Origin of the sequence: Pseudomonas psychrophila HA-4 (assembly GCF_000282975.1) — a bacterium.
Classification (GTDB): Bacteria; Pseudomonadota; Gammaproteobacteria; order Pseudomonadales; family Pseudomonadaceae; genus Aquipseudomonas; species Aquipseudomonas psychrophila_A.
Window position 1 is genome coordinate 1 of the sequence record NZ_ALJC01000015.1, and the last position, 14997, is coordinate 14997.

Genomic DNA, 14997 nt, shown 5'->3' on the forward strand with positions numbered 1-14997 from the left:
AAAAAGGCGGCGCCCTCAAAACCATCGACCTCAACGGCCAGCGCTTCACCGGCCACCGATTTGCGGGCGGCCTGGAAACACTTCGTCATCGTCAGCCACTACCAATACGACGAACAAGGCCGCCTGCAAGACCACGCCATCAGCCAACTCAATGCCAGCGGCAGCCTCGACGGCGAACCGCTGTACCGGCGCCACTACCGATACGACGCCTACGGCAACCTCAGACAGGAACGACGCGGCGCAGGCCAACGCCTCACCCGCGATTACCGCTACGACAGCCAACACCGACTGTTCAGCATCACCCTGCCAGAAGGCAGCCACGTGACCTACCGCTACGACGTCTTTGTCCGTCGCATCGCCAAAGAAGTCGACGCCACCACCACCCAATTCATCTGGCAAGGTGAACGCCTGATCGCCGAAAGCGCCCAATAAAGCGGCCTGCGCGGCACCAGCCACTACTGCAGTTACCACTCCCCACGCAACATCAACCTCATCCACGAATGCCGCAAGTCATTTACCTGTCTCCTATTTGAATAATGACGTGGCTTTGCGTCCGTTTGGAGGGGCTTTAATTGACGCTCCACCCCCAACCCTCTAACCTTCGCGGCTTGTTTCAGGTGCTCTGCAACCCAAGGTTGGCCGAGTGAAACAGGGAAGCCGGTGAGGGCGCGTTTACCCCACGCAATCGCTTTGATCCCGGCGCTGCCCCCGCAACGGTAAATGAGTCAATGTCACGCCCAATGCCACTGTGTTTATTGCACGGGAAGGCGCGTGATTAGGCGCTGTTTTTTGTGCAAAAAACGCCCCGCTCATGAGCCCGGAGACCGGCCTGATCCATCCAGCACCCTTGCGGCGGGCAAGGTGTGTCGTTTTTAACGAATTCTCCCGCCTCCCGTTTGCTTAATTCAGCCCCAACGGAGAGCTGCCATGAACGAATCCCCCGAGCGCGACGAACGTCATCTGGCGCGCATGTTGCGTAAAAAAGCTGTGATGGACGAGCGCATTGCCAGTGCCCCTAATGAGTGCGGGCTGTTGCTGGTGTTGACGGGCAATGGCAAAGGTAAAAGCAGTTCGGCGTTTGGCATGTTGGCCCGGGCTATGGGCCATGGTCTGCAATGCGGCGTGGTGCAGTTCATCAAGGGCCGCAACAGCACCGGCGAAGAGATTTTTTTCCGTCGCTTCCCGGAACAAGTGCGCTATCACGTGATGGGCGAAGGTTTTACTTGGGAAACTCAAGATCGTCAGCGTGATATCGCGGCCGCTGAGGCAGCGTGGGAAGTGTCTCGCGAGATGCTGCGTGATCCGTCCATTGGGCTGGTGGTGCTGGATGAGCTAAACATTGCGCTCAAGCACGGCTATCTCGACCTTGAGCAGGTGTTGAGCGACTTGCAAGCCCGCCCGCCGATGCAGCACGTACTGGTTACGGGGCGTGGCGCTAAACCTGAATTGATTGATCTGGCCGATACCGTGACTGAAATGGGTGTGATCAAGCATGCATTCCAGGCCGGGATCAAAGCCCAGAAAGGCATTGAATTGTGAGTGTTGAAGCATGAGAGAGTCGCGTCATTGCCCGGCGGTACTGATCGCCGCGCCGGCTTCCGGCCAGGGCAAGACCACCGTCACCGCAGCTTTGGCCCGGTTGCATCGCAATCAAGGGCGCAAGGTTCGGGTATTTAAATGTGGCCCGGATTTCCTCGACCCCATGATCCTGGAGCGCGCCAGCGGTGCGCCGGTGTATCAGGTGGATTTGTGGATGGTGGGCGCCGATGAAAGCCGTCGCTTATTGTGGGAAGCGGCCGGTGAAGCGGACCTGATTTTGATCGAAGGCGTGATGGGCCTGTTCGATGGCACGCCGTCCAGCGCCGATCTGGCCCGTCATTTTGGTGTGCCGGTGTTGGGTGTGATTGATGGCACCGCCATGGCCCAGACTTTTGGCGCGTTGGCGTTGGGGCTGGCGCGTTATCAGCCGGACCTGCCGTTTGCCGGGGTGTTGGCGAACCGGGTCGGCACGGTGCGGCATGCGCAGTTGCTCGAAGGCAGCCTGACCGAAGGCTTGCGCTGGTACGGCGCGTTGTCTCGCGAGACCGGGATTGAACTGCCAAGCCGTCATTTAGGCTTGGTGCAAGCCAGCGAATTGAATGACTTGGATGCGCGCCTCAATGCGGCGGCCAATGCCTTGGCCAGCACGTGTGAGGTAGCGCTGCCACCGGCGGTGGAGTTTGCCGCCCCAGAACCTGTCGCCGTTGAGCCGTTATTGGCCGGGGTGCGGATTGCGGTGGCGTGCGATGAAGCCTTCGCCTTCACCTATGGCGCGAGTTTGGCGCTGATGCGCGACATGGGCGCCGAACTGGTGTTTTTCTCGCCGATTCGTGACACGCAATTGCCTGTGGCTGACAGTCTGTATTTGCCGGGCGGTTACCCCGAACTGCATCACCTCGAACTGTCGCGCAACACGTCGATGCTGGATGCAATCCGTGCACACCATCACGCGGGTAAGCCGTTGCTGGCCGAATGTGGCGGCATGCTTTATTTGCTTGATGCCTTGACCGACGTCGACGGTCAGCGCGCCGAGTTGGTCGGCTTGCTCAAAGGCGAGGCAACCATGCAAAAACGCTTGGCGGCCCTCGCGTTGCAGGCGGTTGAGTTGCCGGAAGGCCTGTTGCGCGGACACACCTATCACCATTCGTTAACCAGCACCGCGCTTGAGCCTATCGCACGTGGCCTGAGCCCCAATGGCGGTCGTGGTGCAGAGGCGGTGTATCGCGAAGGACGTATGACAGCGTCGTATGTGCACTTTTACTTTCCGTCCAATCCCCAGGCCGTGGCTGCGTTGTTCGCGCCGTGTGCCGTGAAGGTGTCATGAGCAACAACGCATTTAGTCCCGAAGAAAAGGCCGCGGTGTATCGGGCCATTGCTGAGCGCCGAGACATGCGGCACTTCAGCGGGGGCTGCGTGGCCCCTGAGCTGTTGGCACGTTTGCTGGAAGCCGCGCACCAAGCGCCGAGTGTGGGCCTGATGCAGCCGTGGCGGTTTATCCGCATTACCGACCGTGAACTGAGAGGCAAGATTCAAGCGGTCGTTGAGGACGAGCGGGTACGCACCGCCGAGGCGCTGGGTGAGCGTTCGGATGAATTCATGACCCTTAAGGTCGAAGGCATCAACGATTGCGCCGAGGTGCTGGTGGCGGCGTTGATGGAGGATCGCGAAAAACACATTTTCGGCCGACGCACGCTGCCGGAAATGGACATGGCGTCATTGTCTTGTGCTATTCAAAACTTGTGGCTGGCCGCGCGGGTAGAAGGCTTGGGTATGGGCTGGGTGTCGTTGTTCGAGCCGCAGGCGCTGGCGGATTTGTTGGGGTTGCCCGCAGGTGCCAAGCCACTCGCAGTGTTGTGCCTAGGCCCGGTTGAGGCGTTTTATCCTGCGCCGATGCTGGTGCTCGAAGGGTGGGCGCAAGCGCGTCCGCTGAGTGAGTTGGTGTACGAGAATTTTTGGGGAGTAAAGCCATGAGTGTGGCGTTGTTGTGCGTTGCCGGCGTGGCGTTGGATGCGCTATTCGGCGAGCCTAAACGCTGGCATCCGCTGGTTGCGTTTGGCCGGATGGCTGACCGCATCGAGCAGCGTTTTAATTCGGGCGGGCGGGGCTGGCGCAGCCATGGCGTTACCGCCTGGGTGCTGGCGGTGTTACCCCTGACGATTCTGGCCACGGCGTTGTCGTGGTTGCCTTATATCGGCTGGCTGGTGGAAATTGTGGCGCTGTACTGCGCGCTGGGCATGCGCAGCTTAGGTGAGCATGTGCAGCCTGTGGCCGAGGCGTTGCGCGCCGATGATCTGGACGAGGCCCGCACACGGGTCGGGTACTTGGTCAGCCGGCAAACCAGTGAGCTGGATTCGACCGAAGTGGCACGCGCCGCCACAGAGTCAGTGTTGGAAAACGGCAGCGATGCGGTGTTCGCGGCTTTGTTCTGGTTTGCAGTGGCTGGCGCGCCGGGGGTGGTGCTCTACCGTTTGAGCAACACCTTGGATGCGATGTGGGGTTATCGCAACGAACGCTTTGAGCGTTTTGGCTGGGCGGCTGCGCGCATCGACGATGTACTGAACTATATTCCTGCACGGCTAGTGGCGTTGACCTACGCCTTGCTGGGCAAGACGCGCTTGGCGATGAAGTGCTGGCGTCAACAGGCGCCGCAGTGGGACAGCCCTAATGCCGGGCCGGTGATGGCGGCGGGTGCTGGAGCGTTGGGTGTCGAGCTGGGCGGCGCGGCGATTTATCACGGTGAGCTGCATGAGCGTCCACAACTGGGTGAAGGTGTGCCCGCCGACGCTGACTCAATCGGCCGAGGCTGGCAGTTGGTACAGCGCGGTGTGTGGTTGTGGTTACTGATCCTGTGTGTGGGGAGTGAGTTTTATGCTTGAGCACGGCGGACGTTTACGTCAGGCGGCCTTGCACTACGGCATTGCCGAGTCGGCCTGGCTGGATTTGTCCAGTGGCTTGGCGCCCTGGCCTTTTGCGATTCCTGCTATCGCGGAGCGGGCCTGGGCACGTTTGCCAGAAACCGATGACGGGCTAGAGCAAGCAGCCTGCACGTACTACGGCGCGCAAAATGTCTTGCCGGTGCCGGGCTCGCAATGTGCGATCCAGTTACTGCCGCGGTTGCGCCGCAGTGGCAAGGTAGGCGTGTTATCGCCGTGCTACGCCGAGCATGCCGAGGCCTGGCGGCGCAGCGGACACATCGTGCGCGAAGTCATGGAGCACGAAGTCGACTTCTACCTCGACACGCTGGATGTGCTGGTGGTGGTAAACCCAAATAACCCCACGGGCTTGAGCCTGCCCCTCGAGCGTTTGCTGGAATGGCACACGCGGCTGGCGCAGCGTGGCGGTTGGCTGGTGGTGGACGAAGCGTTCATGGACAACACCCCAGACGTGAGCCTGGCGTCTGAGAGCTGGCGTACCGGGTTGATTGTGCTGCGTTCATTCGGCAAATTTTTTGGTCTGGCGGGCGTGCGTTTGGGCTTTGTGCTTGCCGAGCTCAGGTTGCTCAAGCTGCTGGCTGAACAGGTAGGGCCATGGGCCGTCAGTGGCCCAACCCGCATTGTGGGGCAGGCATGCTTGCTCGACACCGCCAGCCAGGCTCACCAGCGCGAACGCACGGAGCAGGCCAGTGCGCGCTTGCAGCGATTGCTGGGTTTGCACGATCTGCTGCCGCAAGGCGGTTGCGCCCTGTTCCAGTGGCTGATCACGCCGCATGCGCAACGTCTTTATGAATTTATGGCGCAGCGCGGAATTTTGCTGCGCCTGTTTACCAGTAACAGCAGCGTCCGTTTTGGTTTGCCCGCCGATGAGGCTGACTGGTCGAGGCTGGAGCAGGCGTTGCAGGCCTATACCCAAGCGTCCACGGAGAGAGTGTCATGAGCACATTGATGGTGCAGGGCACCACCTCCGATGCCGGTAAAAGCACCTTGGTTACGGCCTTGTGCCGCTGGCTAACCCGCCAAGGCGTGCGCGTGGTGCCTTTCAAACCGCAGAACATGGCGCTCAATAGTGCGGTGACGGCTGAAGGTGGTGAGATTGGCCGCGCCCAGGCCGTACAGGCGCAGGCTGCTGGGTTGGCGCCGCACACCGACATGAACCCGGTGCTGCTCAAGCCCAACAGCGACACTGGCGCGCAAGTGATTATTCATGGTCGCGCGGTCACCAGCATGAATGCGGTGGCGTACCACGACTACAAAGCCATCGCCATGCAAGCGGTGCTGGCCTCGCACCAACGCTTGAGCGCTGCGTACCCGGTGGTCATGGTTGAGGGCGCAGGCTCCCCGGCCGAGATCAATTTGCGCGCTGGTGATATTGCCAATATGGGCTTTGCCGAAGCGGTGGATTGTCCGGTGGTGCTGATTGCCGACATCAACCGTGGCGGGGTGTTTGCGCATTTGGTCGGGACGCTGGAGTTGCTGTCCGAGACCGAGCAGGCACGGGTTAAAGGTTTCATCATCAACCGCTTTCGCGGTGATATCGCCTTGCTGCAACCGGGGCTTGACTGGCTGGAACAGCGTACGGGCAAACCGGTGATTGGCGTGTTGCCTTACGTGCTGGACCTGCACCTTGAAGCCGAAGACGGTATCGACCAGCGCCAGACCGATAAGGCTGACCAGGTGCTCAACGTGGTGGTGCCGGTGTTGCCGCGCATCAGCAATCACACTGACTTCGACCCGTTGCGCCTGCACCCGCAGGTGAATTTGCAGTTTGTGGGGCCGGGGCAGCCGATACCTCCTGCGGACTTGATCATCCTGCCGGGCTCAAAAAGCGTGCGCAGTGATTTGGTCTATTTGCGCGCCAATGGTTGGGATGCGGCCATCAGTCGGCACTTGCGCTACGGCGGCAAAGTGCTTGGCATTTGCGGCGGTTTGCAAATGCTCGGCGAGCAGGTGCATGACCCATTGGGGCTGGAAGGCACGGCGGGTTCCAGCGATGGCCTGGGTTTGCTGGCCTTCAGCACTGAACTGGCGGCTGAGAAACAACTGCGCAACGTGCGTGGACACTTAGTGTTGGAAAACGCCGAGGTCATCGGCTATGAAATTCACGCGGGGGTGACCGCCGGCGTGGCGCTTGAGCAGCCAGTGGTGCGTCTGGATGACGGCCGTTGTGACGGTGCGCAAAGTGCTGACGGGCAAATTCTCGGCACCTATCTACACGGCTTATTCGAGTCGCCCGCCGCCTGCAGCGCCTTGCTGCGTTGGGCCGGTTTGCACGACGTGCAGCAAGTGGACTACCACGCCTTGCGCGAGCGCGACATCGAGCGCTTGGCCGACATGGTCGAGAAGCACCTGGACACCGCGTATTTGCGCGAGCTGTGCGGCATCCCTTAGAGGTTTATAAACATGCTGCAACTGATTTTGGGTGGCGCCCGCTCGGGTAAAAGTCGCTTAGCCGAGAAGCTCGCAGCCGACTCGGGCTGCGCCGTCATTTACATTGCAACCAGCCAACCGCTGGACGGGGAGATGAGCGAGCGGGTACGTCATCACCGTGAACGCCGACCTGAGCACTGGGGCTTGATTGAAGAACCGCTCGAACTGGCTCGTGTCCTGCGTGACAACGCGCGTGCCGACACGTGCCTGTTGGTGGATTGCCTGACGTTGTGGCTGACTAATCTGCTGATGCTCGAAGACCCACAGCGTTTGAGCGCCGAGCGTGATGCGCTGCTGGAATGCCTGGCTGAATTGCCGGGCGAGATTGTTTTTGTCAGCAACGAAACCGGAATGGGTGTCGTGCCGCTGGGCGAATTGACTCGCCGCTATGTCGATGAAGCCGGTTGGTTGCATCAAGCCTTGGCCGAGCGTTGTCAGCGCGTGGTGCTGACCGTGGCGGGCCTGCCCCTGACCCTGAAAGGAACTGCTCTATGAATACTCCGTGGTGGCTGAAACCGTGCAAACCGGTTGACCGTGACATGCAGGCAGCCGCGGCCGAGCGCCAGCAACAGTTGACCAAACCTGCTGGCTCGCTGGGGCAACTGGAAGCCCTGGCTGTGCAATTGGCTGGGTTGCAAGGTCGATTGAAGCCACGCGTCGACCAGCTGTGGATCGCGATTTTTGCCGGTGATCATGGCGTAGTTGCCGAGGGTGTATCGGCCTATCCGCAGGCAGTCACCGGGCAAATGTTGCACAACTTTGTCAGTGGTGGGGCGGCAATTAGCGTGCTGGCCCGCCAGTTGGGCGCGCATTTGGACGTGGTGGACCTGGGCACTGTGACACCGATGCTCAATCTGCTGGGTGTACGGCATTTACAACTGGGCGCGGGCACAGCGAACTTTGCCACCGGCCCTGCCATGAGCGATGCACAAGGCCTGAAAGCGCTGGCCGCGGGTCGTGAGAGTATCGCTCGGGCTGAAGAGCAGGGCACTGAGCTGTTTGTCGGCGGCGAGATGGGCATCGGCAACACCGCTTCGGCCAGTGCCGTGGCCAGTGCCCTGCTGAACTGCTCGGCCTCTTTGCTGACCGGGCCGGGTACAGGGCTGGATGCGGCCGGGGTTAGCCATAAGGCGCAGGTGATTGAGCGGGCGCTGGCGTTTCATGAGGGGTACCTCGACGACCCGTTGCAGACACTGTTTCGCTTAGGTGGGTTTGAAATCGCGGCCTTGGCCGGTGCTTATGTCGCGTGCGCGCAAGCCGGAATCGTGGCGCTGGTCGACGGCTTTATCTGCACCGTCGCGGCCATGGTGGCCGTGCGCTTGAATCCGGAGTGTCGCGAGTGGCTGGTGTTCAGTCATCGTGGCGCCGAGCAGGGGCATCGCCATGTACTCGACAGTTTGCAGGCTCAGCCGTTGTTTGATCTGGGTTTGCGCTTGGGCGAAGGCAGCGGCGCGGCGCTGGCGGTGCCGCTGGTGCGTCTGGCCTGTGACCTGCACGGGCAGATGGCAACCTTTGCCGAAGCGGCTGTCGCAGATCGTCCGGCATGAGCATCACTTTGGATTTGCTGCGTCATGGTGAAACCGAATTGGGCGGCGGCCTGCGCGGCAGCCTAGATGACGCGCTGACAGCGCCGGGCTGGGCGCAAATGCGCGTAGCCGTTCAGGGGCAAGGCCCGTGGGACCGAATCATCAGCTCGCCCTTGCAACGTTGCGCCTTGTTCGCCCATGAGTTGGGCGAGCAGCTCGGGTTGCCGGTGTCTTTGGACAAAGACCTGCAAGAGCTGCACTTTGGCGCATGGGAAGGGCAAAGCGCAGCCGCGTTGATGGAAACGGATGCCGAGGCGCTGGGCTTGTTTTGGTCTGACCCTTACGCATTTACCCCGCCTGATGGTGAGCCGGTACTTGAGTTCGCGCGGCGTGTGTTGTCAGCCGTCAATCGCCTGCTGCAGGCGCATGCAGGCGAACGGGTTTTGGTGGTGTGCCATGGCGGGGTGATGAAGTTGTTGCTGGCACAGGCGCGTGGCTTGCCCCGTGAGCAGTTGCTACAGATCCAAGTGGTCAATGGTGCGCTGTTCGAGTTGCAGGTTGACGCGCACGGCGTGTTGATCGAGGGGCGCTGAGCATGTTGCCTTTCTGGATCGCTTTGCAGTTTTTGAGCAGTCTGCCGATTCGCTTACCCGGTATGCCGCAACCCCAGGAGCTGGGGCGTTCGCTGTTGTTCTATCCGCTGGTCGGGCTACTGTTTGGCCTGTTGCTGTGGGTGTTGAACAGCGTACTGACGGGCACGCCGTTGATGTTGCACGCGGCGCTGCTACTGACGGCCTGGGTATTGCTCAGTGGCGGTTTGCATCTGGATGGCTTGGCGGACAGCGCGGACGCCTGGTTGGGTGGTTTCGGGGATCGCGAGCGCACCCTGACTATCATGAAAGACCCTCGTAGTGGTCCCATTGCTGTGGTCACGCTGGTTCTGGTGTTGCTGATCAAGTTTTGCGCGTTGCTGGCGCTGATCGAACAGCAGCACACCGCTGTCTTGTTGATCGTCCCGCTGATCGGGCGCAGCGCCTTGCTGGCCTTGTTCCTGACCACCCCGTACGTACGGGCGGGTGGTTTGGGACAATCCTTGGCCGACCATTTACCCTGCAAGGCGGGCTGGTGGGTGCTGGGGCTGAGTGCGTTGGCCGGTGTCGTGTTGACCGGTTTTTGGGTCATGGTGTTGGCGGCGTCAGGCTTTGTATGGCTACGCCGGGTGATGATCAAACGCTTGGGCGGCACCACAGGTGATACGGCAGGTGCACTGCTGGAGTTGCTTGAAGTGCTGGTCTTGGTAGGTGTGGCGCTAATCTAATCCCTGCTGGGGCGAGCTTGCCTATAGGGGATAGGTCACTGTTTAAATCTTGATTCTCTTTTATTGCGGGTATATACATACAAAATGTTACCAACCCAGTGTTTATGCACCAACCTGCGGCGTGCGTCGCGGGGCATCAGCAAGCATTACGACGGAGCCCTTGATGGTTTCGGGATTAATGTTGCCCAGTTTTCGCTGATGAGTAATCTCAAACGACTTGATCAACCCAGCATTTCCAGCTTGGCTGAGGCCATGGGGCTGGATCGCAGTACGTTGGGGCGTAATCTGCGGGTGCTTGAAAGCGCCGGCTTAGTGAAGCTGTCTGAGGGCCAAGACCAACGTAATCGGCTGGTGTGCATGACAGCAGAAGGGGAGAAGCGCTTCAGTGCTGCCTGGCCAGCCTGGGAGGCCGCGCAGCAACGTTTAATCGAGCGTTTGGGCGAAGAGCGGCGCGAACAACTCTTGCAGTTATTGGATGAGCTGGCGGGTGCTGAATAAGCCCCCGCTGTACGAATAAAAATAGGTATATACCCGCTTACGGAGAATAAAAATGACATCGGTGTGGCGGGCGAGCGTGTGGGTATTGGTGGGCAGTGCGCTGATTTTGGCGCTGTCGTTGGGGGTCAGGCATGGCTTTGGCCTGTTTTTGCCGCCAATGAGTGCTCAGTTTGGCTGGGGTCGTGAGGTTTTTGCCTTCGCGATTGCCTTGCAGAATTTGATCTGGGGCCTTGCGCAGCCGTTTACTGGGGCGTTGGCTGACCGCTTTGGTGCGGCCAAGGTGGTGCTGATCGGTGGCGTGTTGTACGCCGTCGGTCTGGTGCTGATGGGCTTGTCTGATTCGTTACTGACGTTATCACTCAGTGCCGGCTTGTTAATTGGTATCGGTCTGTCTGGAACTTCGTTCTCCGTCATTTTGGGTGTCGTGGGGCGTGCCTTGCCACCGGAAAAACGCAGTATGGGCATGGGGATCGCCAGTGCCGCCGGCTCCTTTGGCCAATTTGCAATGTTGCCGGGTACGCTGGGCCTGATCGGCTGGCTCGGCTGGTCGTCGGCATTGCTGGTGCTGGGGCTGCTGGTGGCATTGATTGTGCCGTTGGTGAGCATGCTCAAAGACCGCCCGATGCCAAGTCTGGGCGGCGAGCAAACCCTTAAGGAAGCGCTGCGCGAAGCATGCAGTCACTCGGGGTTCTGGTTGTTGGCGTTTGGTTTTTTTGTGTGCGGGTTTCAGGTGGTGTTCATCGGCATCCACTTGCCGGCTTATCTGGTCGACCAGCATCTGCCCGCCACTGTGGGCACAACGGTCTTGGCGTTGATCGGCCTGTTTAATATCTTCGGTACCTACACAGCGGGCTGGTTGGGTGGGCGTATGTCCAAGCCGCGTTTGCTGACGGCGTTGTATCTGGCGCGAGCCGTGGTGATCGTGCTGTTTTTATGGGCGCCGGTGACGCAATTCAGTGCTTACCTGTTCGGCATGGCCATGGGCTTTTTGTGGTTGTCGACCGTGCCGCTGACCAACGGAACGGTCGCGACCATGTTTGGGGTGCGCAACTTGTCGATGTTGGGTGGGATCGTCTTCCTGTTTCACCAGTTGGGGGCATTCCTGGGCGGCTGGCTAGGCGGGGTGGTCTATGATCAAACCGGCAGCTATGACTTGGTTTGGCAAGGTTCCATTTTGCTGAGTCTGTTGGCAGCCGCTTTGAATTGGCCGGTACGTGAGCGCCCGGTAGCGCGTTTACAAGCACGAGGAAGCGTGGCGTGAATTCAGCGTGGCTTTGGTTAGGTGCCGTCAGTGCGGGCTTTCTCCTGCTGGCGCTGACTTGGTGGGGGTGGCATCAGGGCGGTTTGGCGTTATTACAGTTGGGTATGGGTGCTTGCTAGGCGGGTAGAGGGGCGAGTAAGTTCTGTACCTGCCTCTTCGTCACAGGACACTCATAATGCTAAAGCGCTGGATTGCGATGCCTGTACTACTGTTAGCGTGCGCGGGTACAGTTTGGGCGGCCGATTGCCCGCCGCTACTGGAGGGCTCGTTGCCCAAGTTACGGGCTAAAGAGTCTATCGATCTGTGCCAGCACTTCGCAGGCAAACCTCTGTTGATTGTTAATACAGCTAGCTTTTGCGGTTTCGCGCCGCAGTTCAAAGGACTTGAGGCGTTGAATCAACGCTTCAAGGGGCAAGGATTGGAAGTGATTGGTGTGCCATCGGATGACTTCAAGCAAGAGTCTAAGGATGGCGAGGAGACCGCCAAGGTCTGCTACGTCAATTACGGCGTGACCTTCACTATGACTGAGCCGCAAAAGGTTCGCGGTGATGACGCAACGCATCTGTTCAAGGTGTTGGCTGATCAATCCAACGCGCCGAAGTGGAATTTCTACAAGTACGTCGTCGACCGGCAAGGTAAGGTCATTGCCAGCTTCTCCAGCCTGACCAAGCCGGATAGTCCGGAGCTGGTTGAAGCTATAGAAAAAGCCATCGCATCAAAGCCTTAATTCCGACACAAAAAAAGCCCCGCCTCGATGAAGAGAGCGGGGTTTTTTGGGTTCAGCCGGCGAGCGATTCAGGCTCGTGGTGAATTAGAACTTGTACGTTGCGCCAACTGCAAAGCCGTTAGCGCTGTTTTCATACTTGGAGCTGTAGTAGCTACCGAGCGCTGGTTTGGAGTCGTTAACCTTGACCGACTCTTCTTTCAGGTAAGAGTAAGCCACGTCGATAACGAGGTTGTCATTGACGGCATAGCCAGCACCCAAGCTGAAAATCGTACGGTCGCCAGTCGGGATGCGCGGCGAGCGATTTTCATTGTTGGTAGGCGATTGGTCCCAAGTCAGACCGGTACGCAAGACCCACTGCTTGTTCAACTGATACGAAGTACCGATGGCGTATGCCCAGGTATCGTGCCAATTCTGCTCTTCGGTGATGGTGCTAAACAGCGCTGAGTTGGTTGGACCTGTAACGCCTTTGTTTTCGATGGTGATGTCTTTCAGGCGGCTCCAGCGGGTCCATGTAGTACCTGCATAGACTTTCCAGGCATCACTCAGTTCTTGAGTTACCGAGAGATCGTAGGACTCTGGAGTGTCGATTTTCAGCGAAGCGTCATAGCGATCGCTTTTCAGTCGAGCCGCAGTGAATGGGTCGCTGCTGGCTGTGATTGCAGTGTGACCATCCAGCTTGTATTTAACTTGCGAGTGGTAGGTCAAGCCCACACGTGTTGTGTCGGTCGCTTGTACCAGTACGCCAATGTTGAAACCGAGCGCCGTATCATTGCCCTTGATTTTCACATTGTTGTCGCCAGCCCCAGCCAGTGGGTTAGGGGTAAGTCTGATATCGGACTCAAGCGTACCGGAAATTCGGTTGATGGTCGGACCGAAACCAATAGACACTCTGTCGTTGAATGCGTAGCTGACAGTGGGTTGCAGGGTGACAACTTTCACTTCGCTTTTGCTGCCAAAGCCGCGGCCCTGGAAGCTGCTTTCGTAGTCTGTAACGAGACCAAACGGTGCGTAGACACCAAAGCCGACAGCCCACTGATCATTGAGCTTGTTGGTGTAGAAGCCCATAGGTACGGCAGTAAACGGGACCATGTCACCTTTGTTGGTGCCTGAGATACTGCCCCTGCCGTCTTTGATGTCAGTCGACGCGTCGATGACTGCGAAACCACCTGTGATTTGCTGCCCTTCGAGGCGGGCCATACCGGCAGGGTTACCGAAAACGGTACTTGCATCGTCAGCAGAAGATGAGCGACCTGCGAAACCGGTCCCCATACCGCTAACGCTTTGTTCGTTGAGGGCGAAGCCGCTGGCGAAAATCTGGCTGGAAGCCAAAGTAACGGCGAGGCTAAGTGTGGTCTTGAGCATTACTTTTTTCATTATTAGAACTCCTTTTGATCACCGGACGAAAACTACCAACATTTTTGATTAAGCGCTATAGGCTAAATCGCAGAAGATAACGTTGTTTTGTAGGACAATCCGACCATATTTGGATCATTTTAATGTTTTTGTAGGAAGCTTCTACATCAAGCAACTTGGTTGAGGGGGTGGACACAGTTTTGCCAAGCATTTATGTAATCGCGTAAACGTCCTTGTGGCTCAAATACTTGGCGCCATATTCTTGCCATCCCGGGTACGTCATCGAAGTGCGGAATGGTGGTTTTTTGCTCTTCAATAAGCAGCCAGGCAATAGCGGTGGCGTAACGCAAATTAACGGTCAATTCCAGATGAGGGCTACGCAGGAATGCATGCTGACTGGCCAGCCCGCGTACTTGGCTGGCTAAATCCGGGTTGCGGGCCAGATACAAATCCCACAATGCGCTGTGGCGAGGTTCGCGTATGCCGTAAAGGCCATGACCGCGACGGTTGTGCAGCGCCGATCCTAAACTCGATTGGCTGGCTGCAATGCCCAGTAACAAAGCTTCGGCATCCGGGTTGTTTTGGCCCAGATAAAGAAGCGTTGGCCGAATCACATAAAGGCTCAACTCCCTGGCAGCGATCCCCATATCGTCCTCGACGGCTGAAAATGGCCGGGGACCCTCAAGCACTTGGCAGCAGTGAGTCGTGTGGGGGCGCCGGAAGCGGAACAAGCCGCTTGAGTTGAAGTGTAGTGTCATATTCTTGCTGTAAAGTTATGTTTTTAAAACATTTATAGCTTCAGGGGGGTGGTGATATATCCGCAAGGACTTAAGCGATGCGGGATATGTCATAAATCGCAGGCAACAAAAAGCCCTGCTAATCAGGCAGGGCTTGTTGTGTAAACGCTTACTGGAGACTTAGGCGATCAGTGCCTGACGAGTACGCTCGATCACAGCTTGCAGAGGTTCTGCGCTGGAATATTGATCGGGATACAGGCGCTCGCTGTGACGAGCGATGCCGTGTTCGTTGACCAGAGTAAAGCTGAAGCATCCTTTGCGAGCGGCCATAATCAGGCAGTTCATTGGAGCAAAGGCGTTGGTTAGGGTGCGAATGGCATCCTGAGTGTGGATTTGAGTAGACATAGTTATTAGGTGTTCCTACAAATGACACGGATATGATCCGTGCTGCGTTAAAACGTTCCAGTGACGTCGCGCCATCTTTGGCTAGACGAAGAACCTGACTGGAACAAAGCCGCCAGTTGGAGCGCATTAAGTATGTGGCGCTTGGGCTGGCAGGTAGGTACTTAGGAGGGCAGGCAGTCACAACAGGAGCTAAGGTTCCGTGCTCCGGGTGAAGATCCTGATCAATTTGCAGGTTGGTTCGGTCAGAGTAAAAAACTTCGCGATACCCTT

At 58.3% G+C, this 14997-nt stretch carries 16 protein-coding genes, 1 pseudogene and 1 riboswitch; of the genes and pseudogenes, 14 read left to right on the forward strand and 3 right to left on the reverse strand.

Features of this window, described 5'->3' with window-relative positions; all coding sequences use genetic code 11:
• The 14 genes and pseudogenes from B347_RS25500 to B347_RS0101545 all read left to right on the forward strand — a co-directional run.
• Positions 1-432: pseudogene (locus B347_RS25500) on the forward strand (RHS repeat domain-containing protein); the annotation flags it as partial.
• 166 nt (positions 433-598) lie between these two features.
• Positions 599-847, forward strand: a riboswitch (cobalamin riboswitch).
• A gap of 80 nt (positions 848-927) precedes the next feature.
• Complete coding sequence (gene cobO / locus B347_RS0101485) at positions 928-1539, forward strand: cob(I)yrinic acid a,c-diamide adenosyltransferase (protein WP_019407948.1); 612 nt, start codon at positions 928-930, stop codon at positions 1537-1539.
• A gap of 10 nt (positions 1540-1549) precedes the next feature.
• The gene (locus B347_RS0101490) at positions 1550-2863 is read left to right on the forward strand and encodes a cobyrinate a,c-diamide synthase (RefSeq protein ID WP_019407949.1); all 1314 of its coding nucleotides are present in this window, start codon (positions 1550-1552) and stop codon (positions 2861-2863) included.
• Positions 2860-3510 (forward strand): 5,6-dimethylbenzimidazole synthase, encoded by a 651-nt coding sequence (gene bluB, locus B347_RS0101495; protein WP_019407950.1) that lies wholly within the window; start codon positions 2860-2862, stop codon positions 3508-3510. The genes B347_RS0101490 and bluB overlap by 4 nt, the downstream gene beginning before the upstream one ends.
• Positions 3507-4415, forward strand: a complete 909-nt coding sequence (gene cbiB / locus B347_RS0101500; protein WP_019407951.1) for an adenosylcobinamide-phosphate synthase CbiB — start codon at positions 3507-3509, stop codon at positions 4413-4415. Before bluB ends, cbiB begins: the two co-directional genes overlap by 4 nt.
• Complete coding sequence (cobD, locus tag B347_RS0101505) at positions 4408-5412, forward strand: threonine-phosphate decarboxylase CobD (RefSeq protein WP_019407952.1); 1005 nt, start codon at positions 4408-4410, stop codon at positions 5410-5412. The genes cbiB and cobD overlap by 8 nt, the downstream gene beginning before the upstream one ends.
• The gene (locus B347_RS0101510; protein WP_019407953.1) at positions 5409-6863 is read left to right on the forward strand and encodes a cobyric acid synthase; all 1455 of its coding nucleotides are present in this window, start codon (positions 5409-5411) and stop codon (positions 6861-6863) included. Before cobD ends, B347_RS0101510 begins: the two co-directional genes overlap by 4 nt.
• 12 nt (positions 6864-6875) lie before the next feature.
• Complete coding sequence (gene cobU / locus B347_RS0101515; protein WP_019407954.1) at positions 6876-7397, forward strand: bifunctional adenosylcobinamide kinase/adenosylcobinamide-phosphate guanylyltransferase; 522 nt, start codon at positions 6876-6878, stop codon at positions 7395-7397.
• Complete coding sequence (gene cobT, locus B347_RS0101520; protein WP_019407955.1) at positions 7394-8449, forward strand: nicotinate-nucleotide--dimethylbenzimidazole phosphoribosyltransferase; 1056 nt, start codon at positions 7394-7396, stop codon at positions 8447-8449. Before cobU ends, cobT begins: the two co-directional genes overlap by 4 nt.
• Positions 8446-9021 (forward strand): alpha-ribazole phosphatase family protein, encoded by a 576-nt coding sequence (gene cobC / locus B347_RS0101525; protein WP_019407956.1) that lies wholly within the window; start codon positions 8446-8448, stop codon positions 9019-9021. Before cobT ends, cobC begins: the two co-directional genes overlap by 4 nt.
• Positions 9022-9023: 2 nt before the next feature.
• Positions 9024-9746: an adenosylcobinamide-GDP ribazoletransferase gene (locus B347_RS0101530; protein ID WP_019407957.1), complete on the forward strand. Its 723-nt coding sequence runs from the start codon at positions 9024-9026 to the stop codon at positions 9744-9746.
• An 84-nt stretch (positions 9747-9830) separates the two neighbouring features.
• Positions 9831-10244 carry a MarR family winged helix-turn-helix transcriptional regulator gene (locus tag B347_RS0101535; RefSeq protein WP_019407958.1) on the forward strand — a complete coding sequence of 138 codons (414 nt, stop codon included), beginning with the start codon at positions 9831-9833 and terminating at the stop codon, positions 10242-10244.
• Positions 10245-10305: 61 nt separating this feature from the next.
• The gene (locus B347_RS0101540; protein WP_192812342.1) at positions 10306-11505 is read left to right on the forward strand and encodes an MFS transporter; all 1200 of its coding nucleotides are present in this window, start codon (positions 10306-10308) and stop codon (positions 11503-11505) included.
• A gap of 175 nt (positions 11506-11680) precedes the next feature.
• Positions 11681-12232, forward strand: coding sequence for a glutathione peroxidase (locus B347_RS0101545; RefSeq protein WP_019407960.1), 552 nt, complete (start codon positions 11681-11683; stop codon positions 12230-12232).
• A gap of 84 nt (positions 12233-12316) precedes the next feature.
• On the opposite strand, the gene B347_RS0101550 is transcribed toward B347_RS0101545, so the two are convergent.
• The 3 genes from B347_RS0101550 to B347_RS0101560 all read right to left on the reverse strand — a co-directional run bounded on the left by B347_RS0101550 (position 12317) and on the right by B347_RS0101560 (position 14727).
• The gene (locus B347_RS0101550) at positions 12317-13606 is read right to left on the reverse strand and encodes an OmpP1/FadL family transporter (RefSeq protein WP_019407961.1); all 1290 of its coding nucleotides are present in this window, start codon (positions 13604-13606) and stop codon (positions 12317-12319) included.
• A gap of 146 nt (positions 13607-13752) precedes the next feature.
• Entirely contained in the window at positions 13753-14232 is a 480-nt protein-coding gene (locus B347_RS0101555) for a hypothetical protein (RefSeq protein WP_019407962.1), read from the reverse strand.
• 270 nt (positions 14233-14502) lie between these two features.
• Positions 14503-14727: a hypothetical protein gene (locus B347_RS0101560; protein WP_019407963.1), complete on the reverse strand. Its 225-nt coding sequence runs from the start codon at positions 14725-14727 to the stop codon at positions 14503-14505.
• Positions 14728-14997: the final 270 nt, after the last annotated feature.

Coding starts and splice junctions, on each gene's coding strand:
- cobO (WP_019407948.1), top strand. CDS start 928: ATGAACGAATCCCCCGAGCGCGACGAACGTCATCTGGCGCGCATGTTG.
- B347_RS0101490 (WP_019407949.1), top strand. CDS start 1,550: ATGAGAGAGTCGCGTCATTGCCCGGCGGTACTGATCGCCGCGCCGGCT.
- bluB (WP_019407950.1), top strand. CDS start 2,860: ATGAGCAACAACGCATTTAGTCCCGAAGAAAAGGCCGCGGTGTATCGG.
- cbiB (WP_019407951.1), top strand. CDS start 3,507: ATGAGTGTGGCGTTGTTGTGCGTTGCCGGCGTGGCGTTGGATGCGCTA.
- cobD (WP_019407952.1), top strand. CDS start 4,408: ATGCTTGAGCACGGCGGACGTTTACGTCAGGCGGCCTTGCACTACGGC.
- B347_RS0101510 (WP_019407953.1), top strand. CDS start 5,409: ATGAGCACATTGATGGTGCAGGGCACCACCTCCGATGCCGGTAAAAGC.
- cobU (WP_019407954.1), top strand. CDS start 6,876: ATGCTGCAACTGATTTTGGGTGGCGCCCGCTCGGGTAAAAGTCGCTTA.
- cobT (WP_019407955.1), top strand. CDS start 7,394: ATGAATACTCCGTGGTGGCTGAAACCGTGCAAACCGGTTGACCGTGAC.
- cobC (WP_019407956.1), top strand. CDS start 8,446: ATGAGCATCACTTTGGATTTGCTGCGTCATGGTGAAACCGAATTGGGC.
- B347_RS0101530 (WP_019407957.1), top strand. CDS start 9,024: ATGTTGCCTTTCTGGATCGCTTTGCAGTTTTTGAGCAGTCTGCCGATT.
- B347_RS0101535 (WP_019407958.1), top strand. CDS start 9,831: ATGTTACCAACCCAGTGTTTATGCACCAACCTGCGGCGTGCGTCGCGG.
- B347_RS0101545 (WP_019407960.1), top strand. CDS start 11,681: ATGCTAAAGCGCTGGATTGCGATGCCTGTACTACTGTTAGCGTGCGCG.
- B347_RS0101550 (WP_019407961.1), bottom strand. CDS start 13,606: ATGAAAAAAGTAATGCTCAAGACCACACTTAGCCTCGCCGTTACTTTG.
- B347_RS0101555 (WP_019407962.1), bottom strand. CDS start 14,232: ATGGGGATCGCTGCCAGGGAGTTGAGCCTTTATGTGATTCGGCCAACG.
- B347_RS0101560 (WP_019407963.1), bottom strand. CDS start 14,727: ATGTCTACTCAAATCCACACTCAGGATGCCATTCGCACCCTAACCAAC.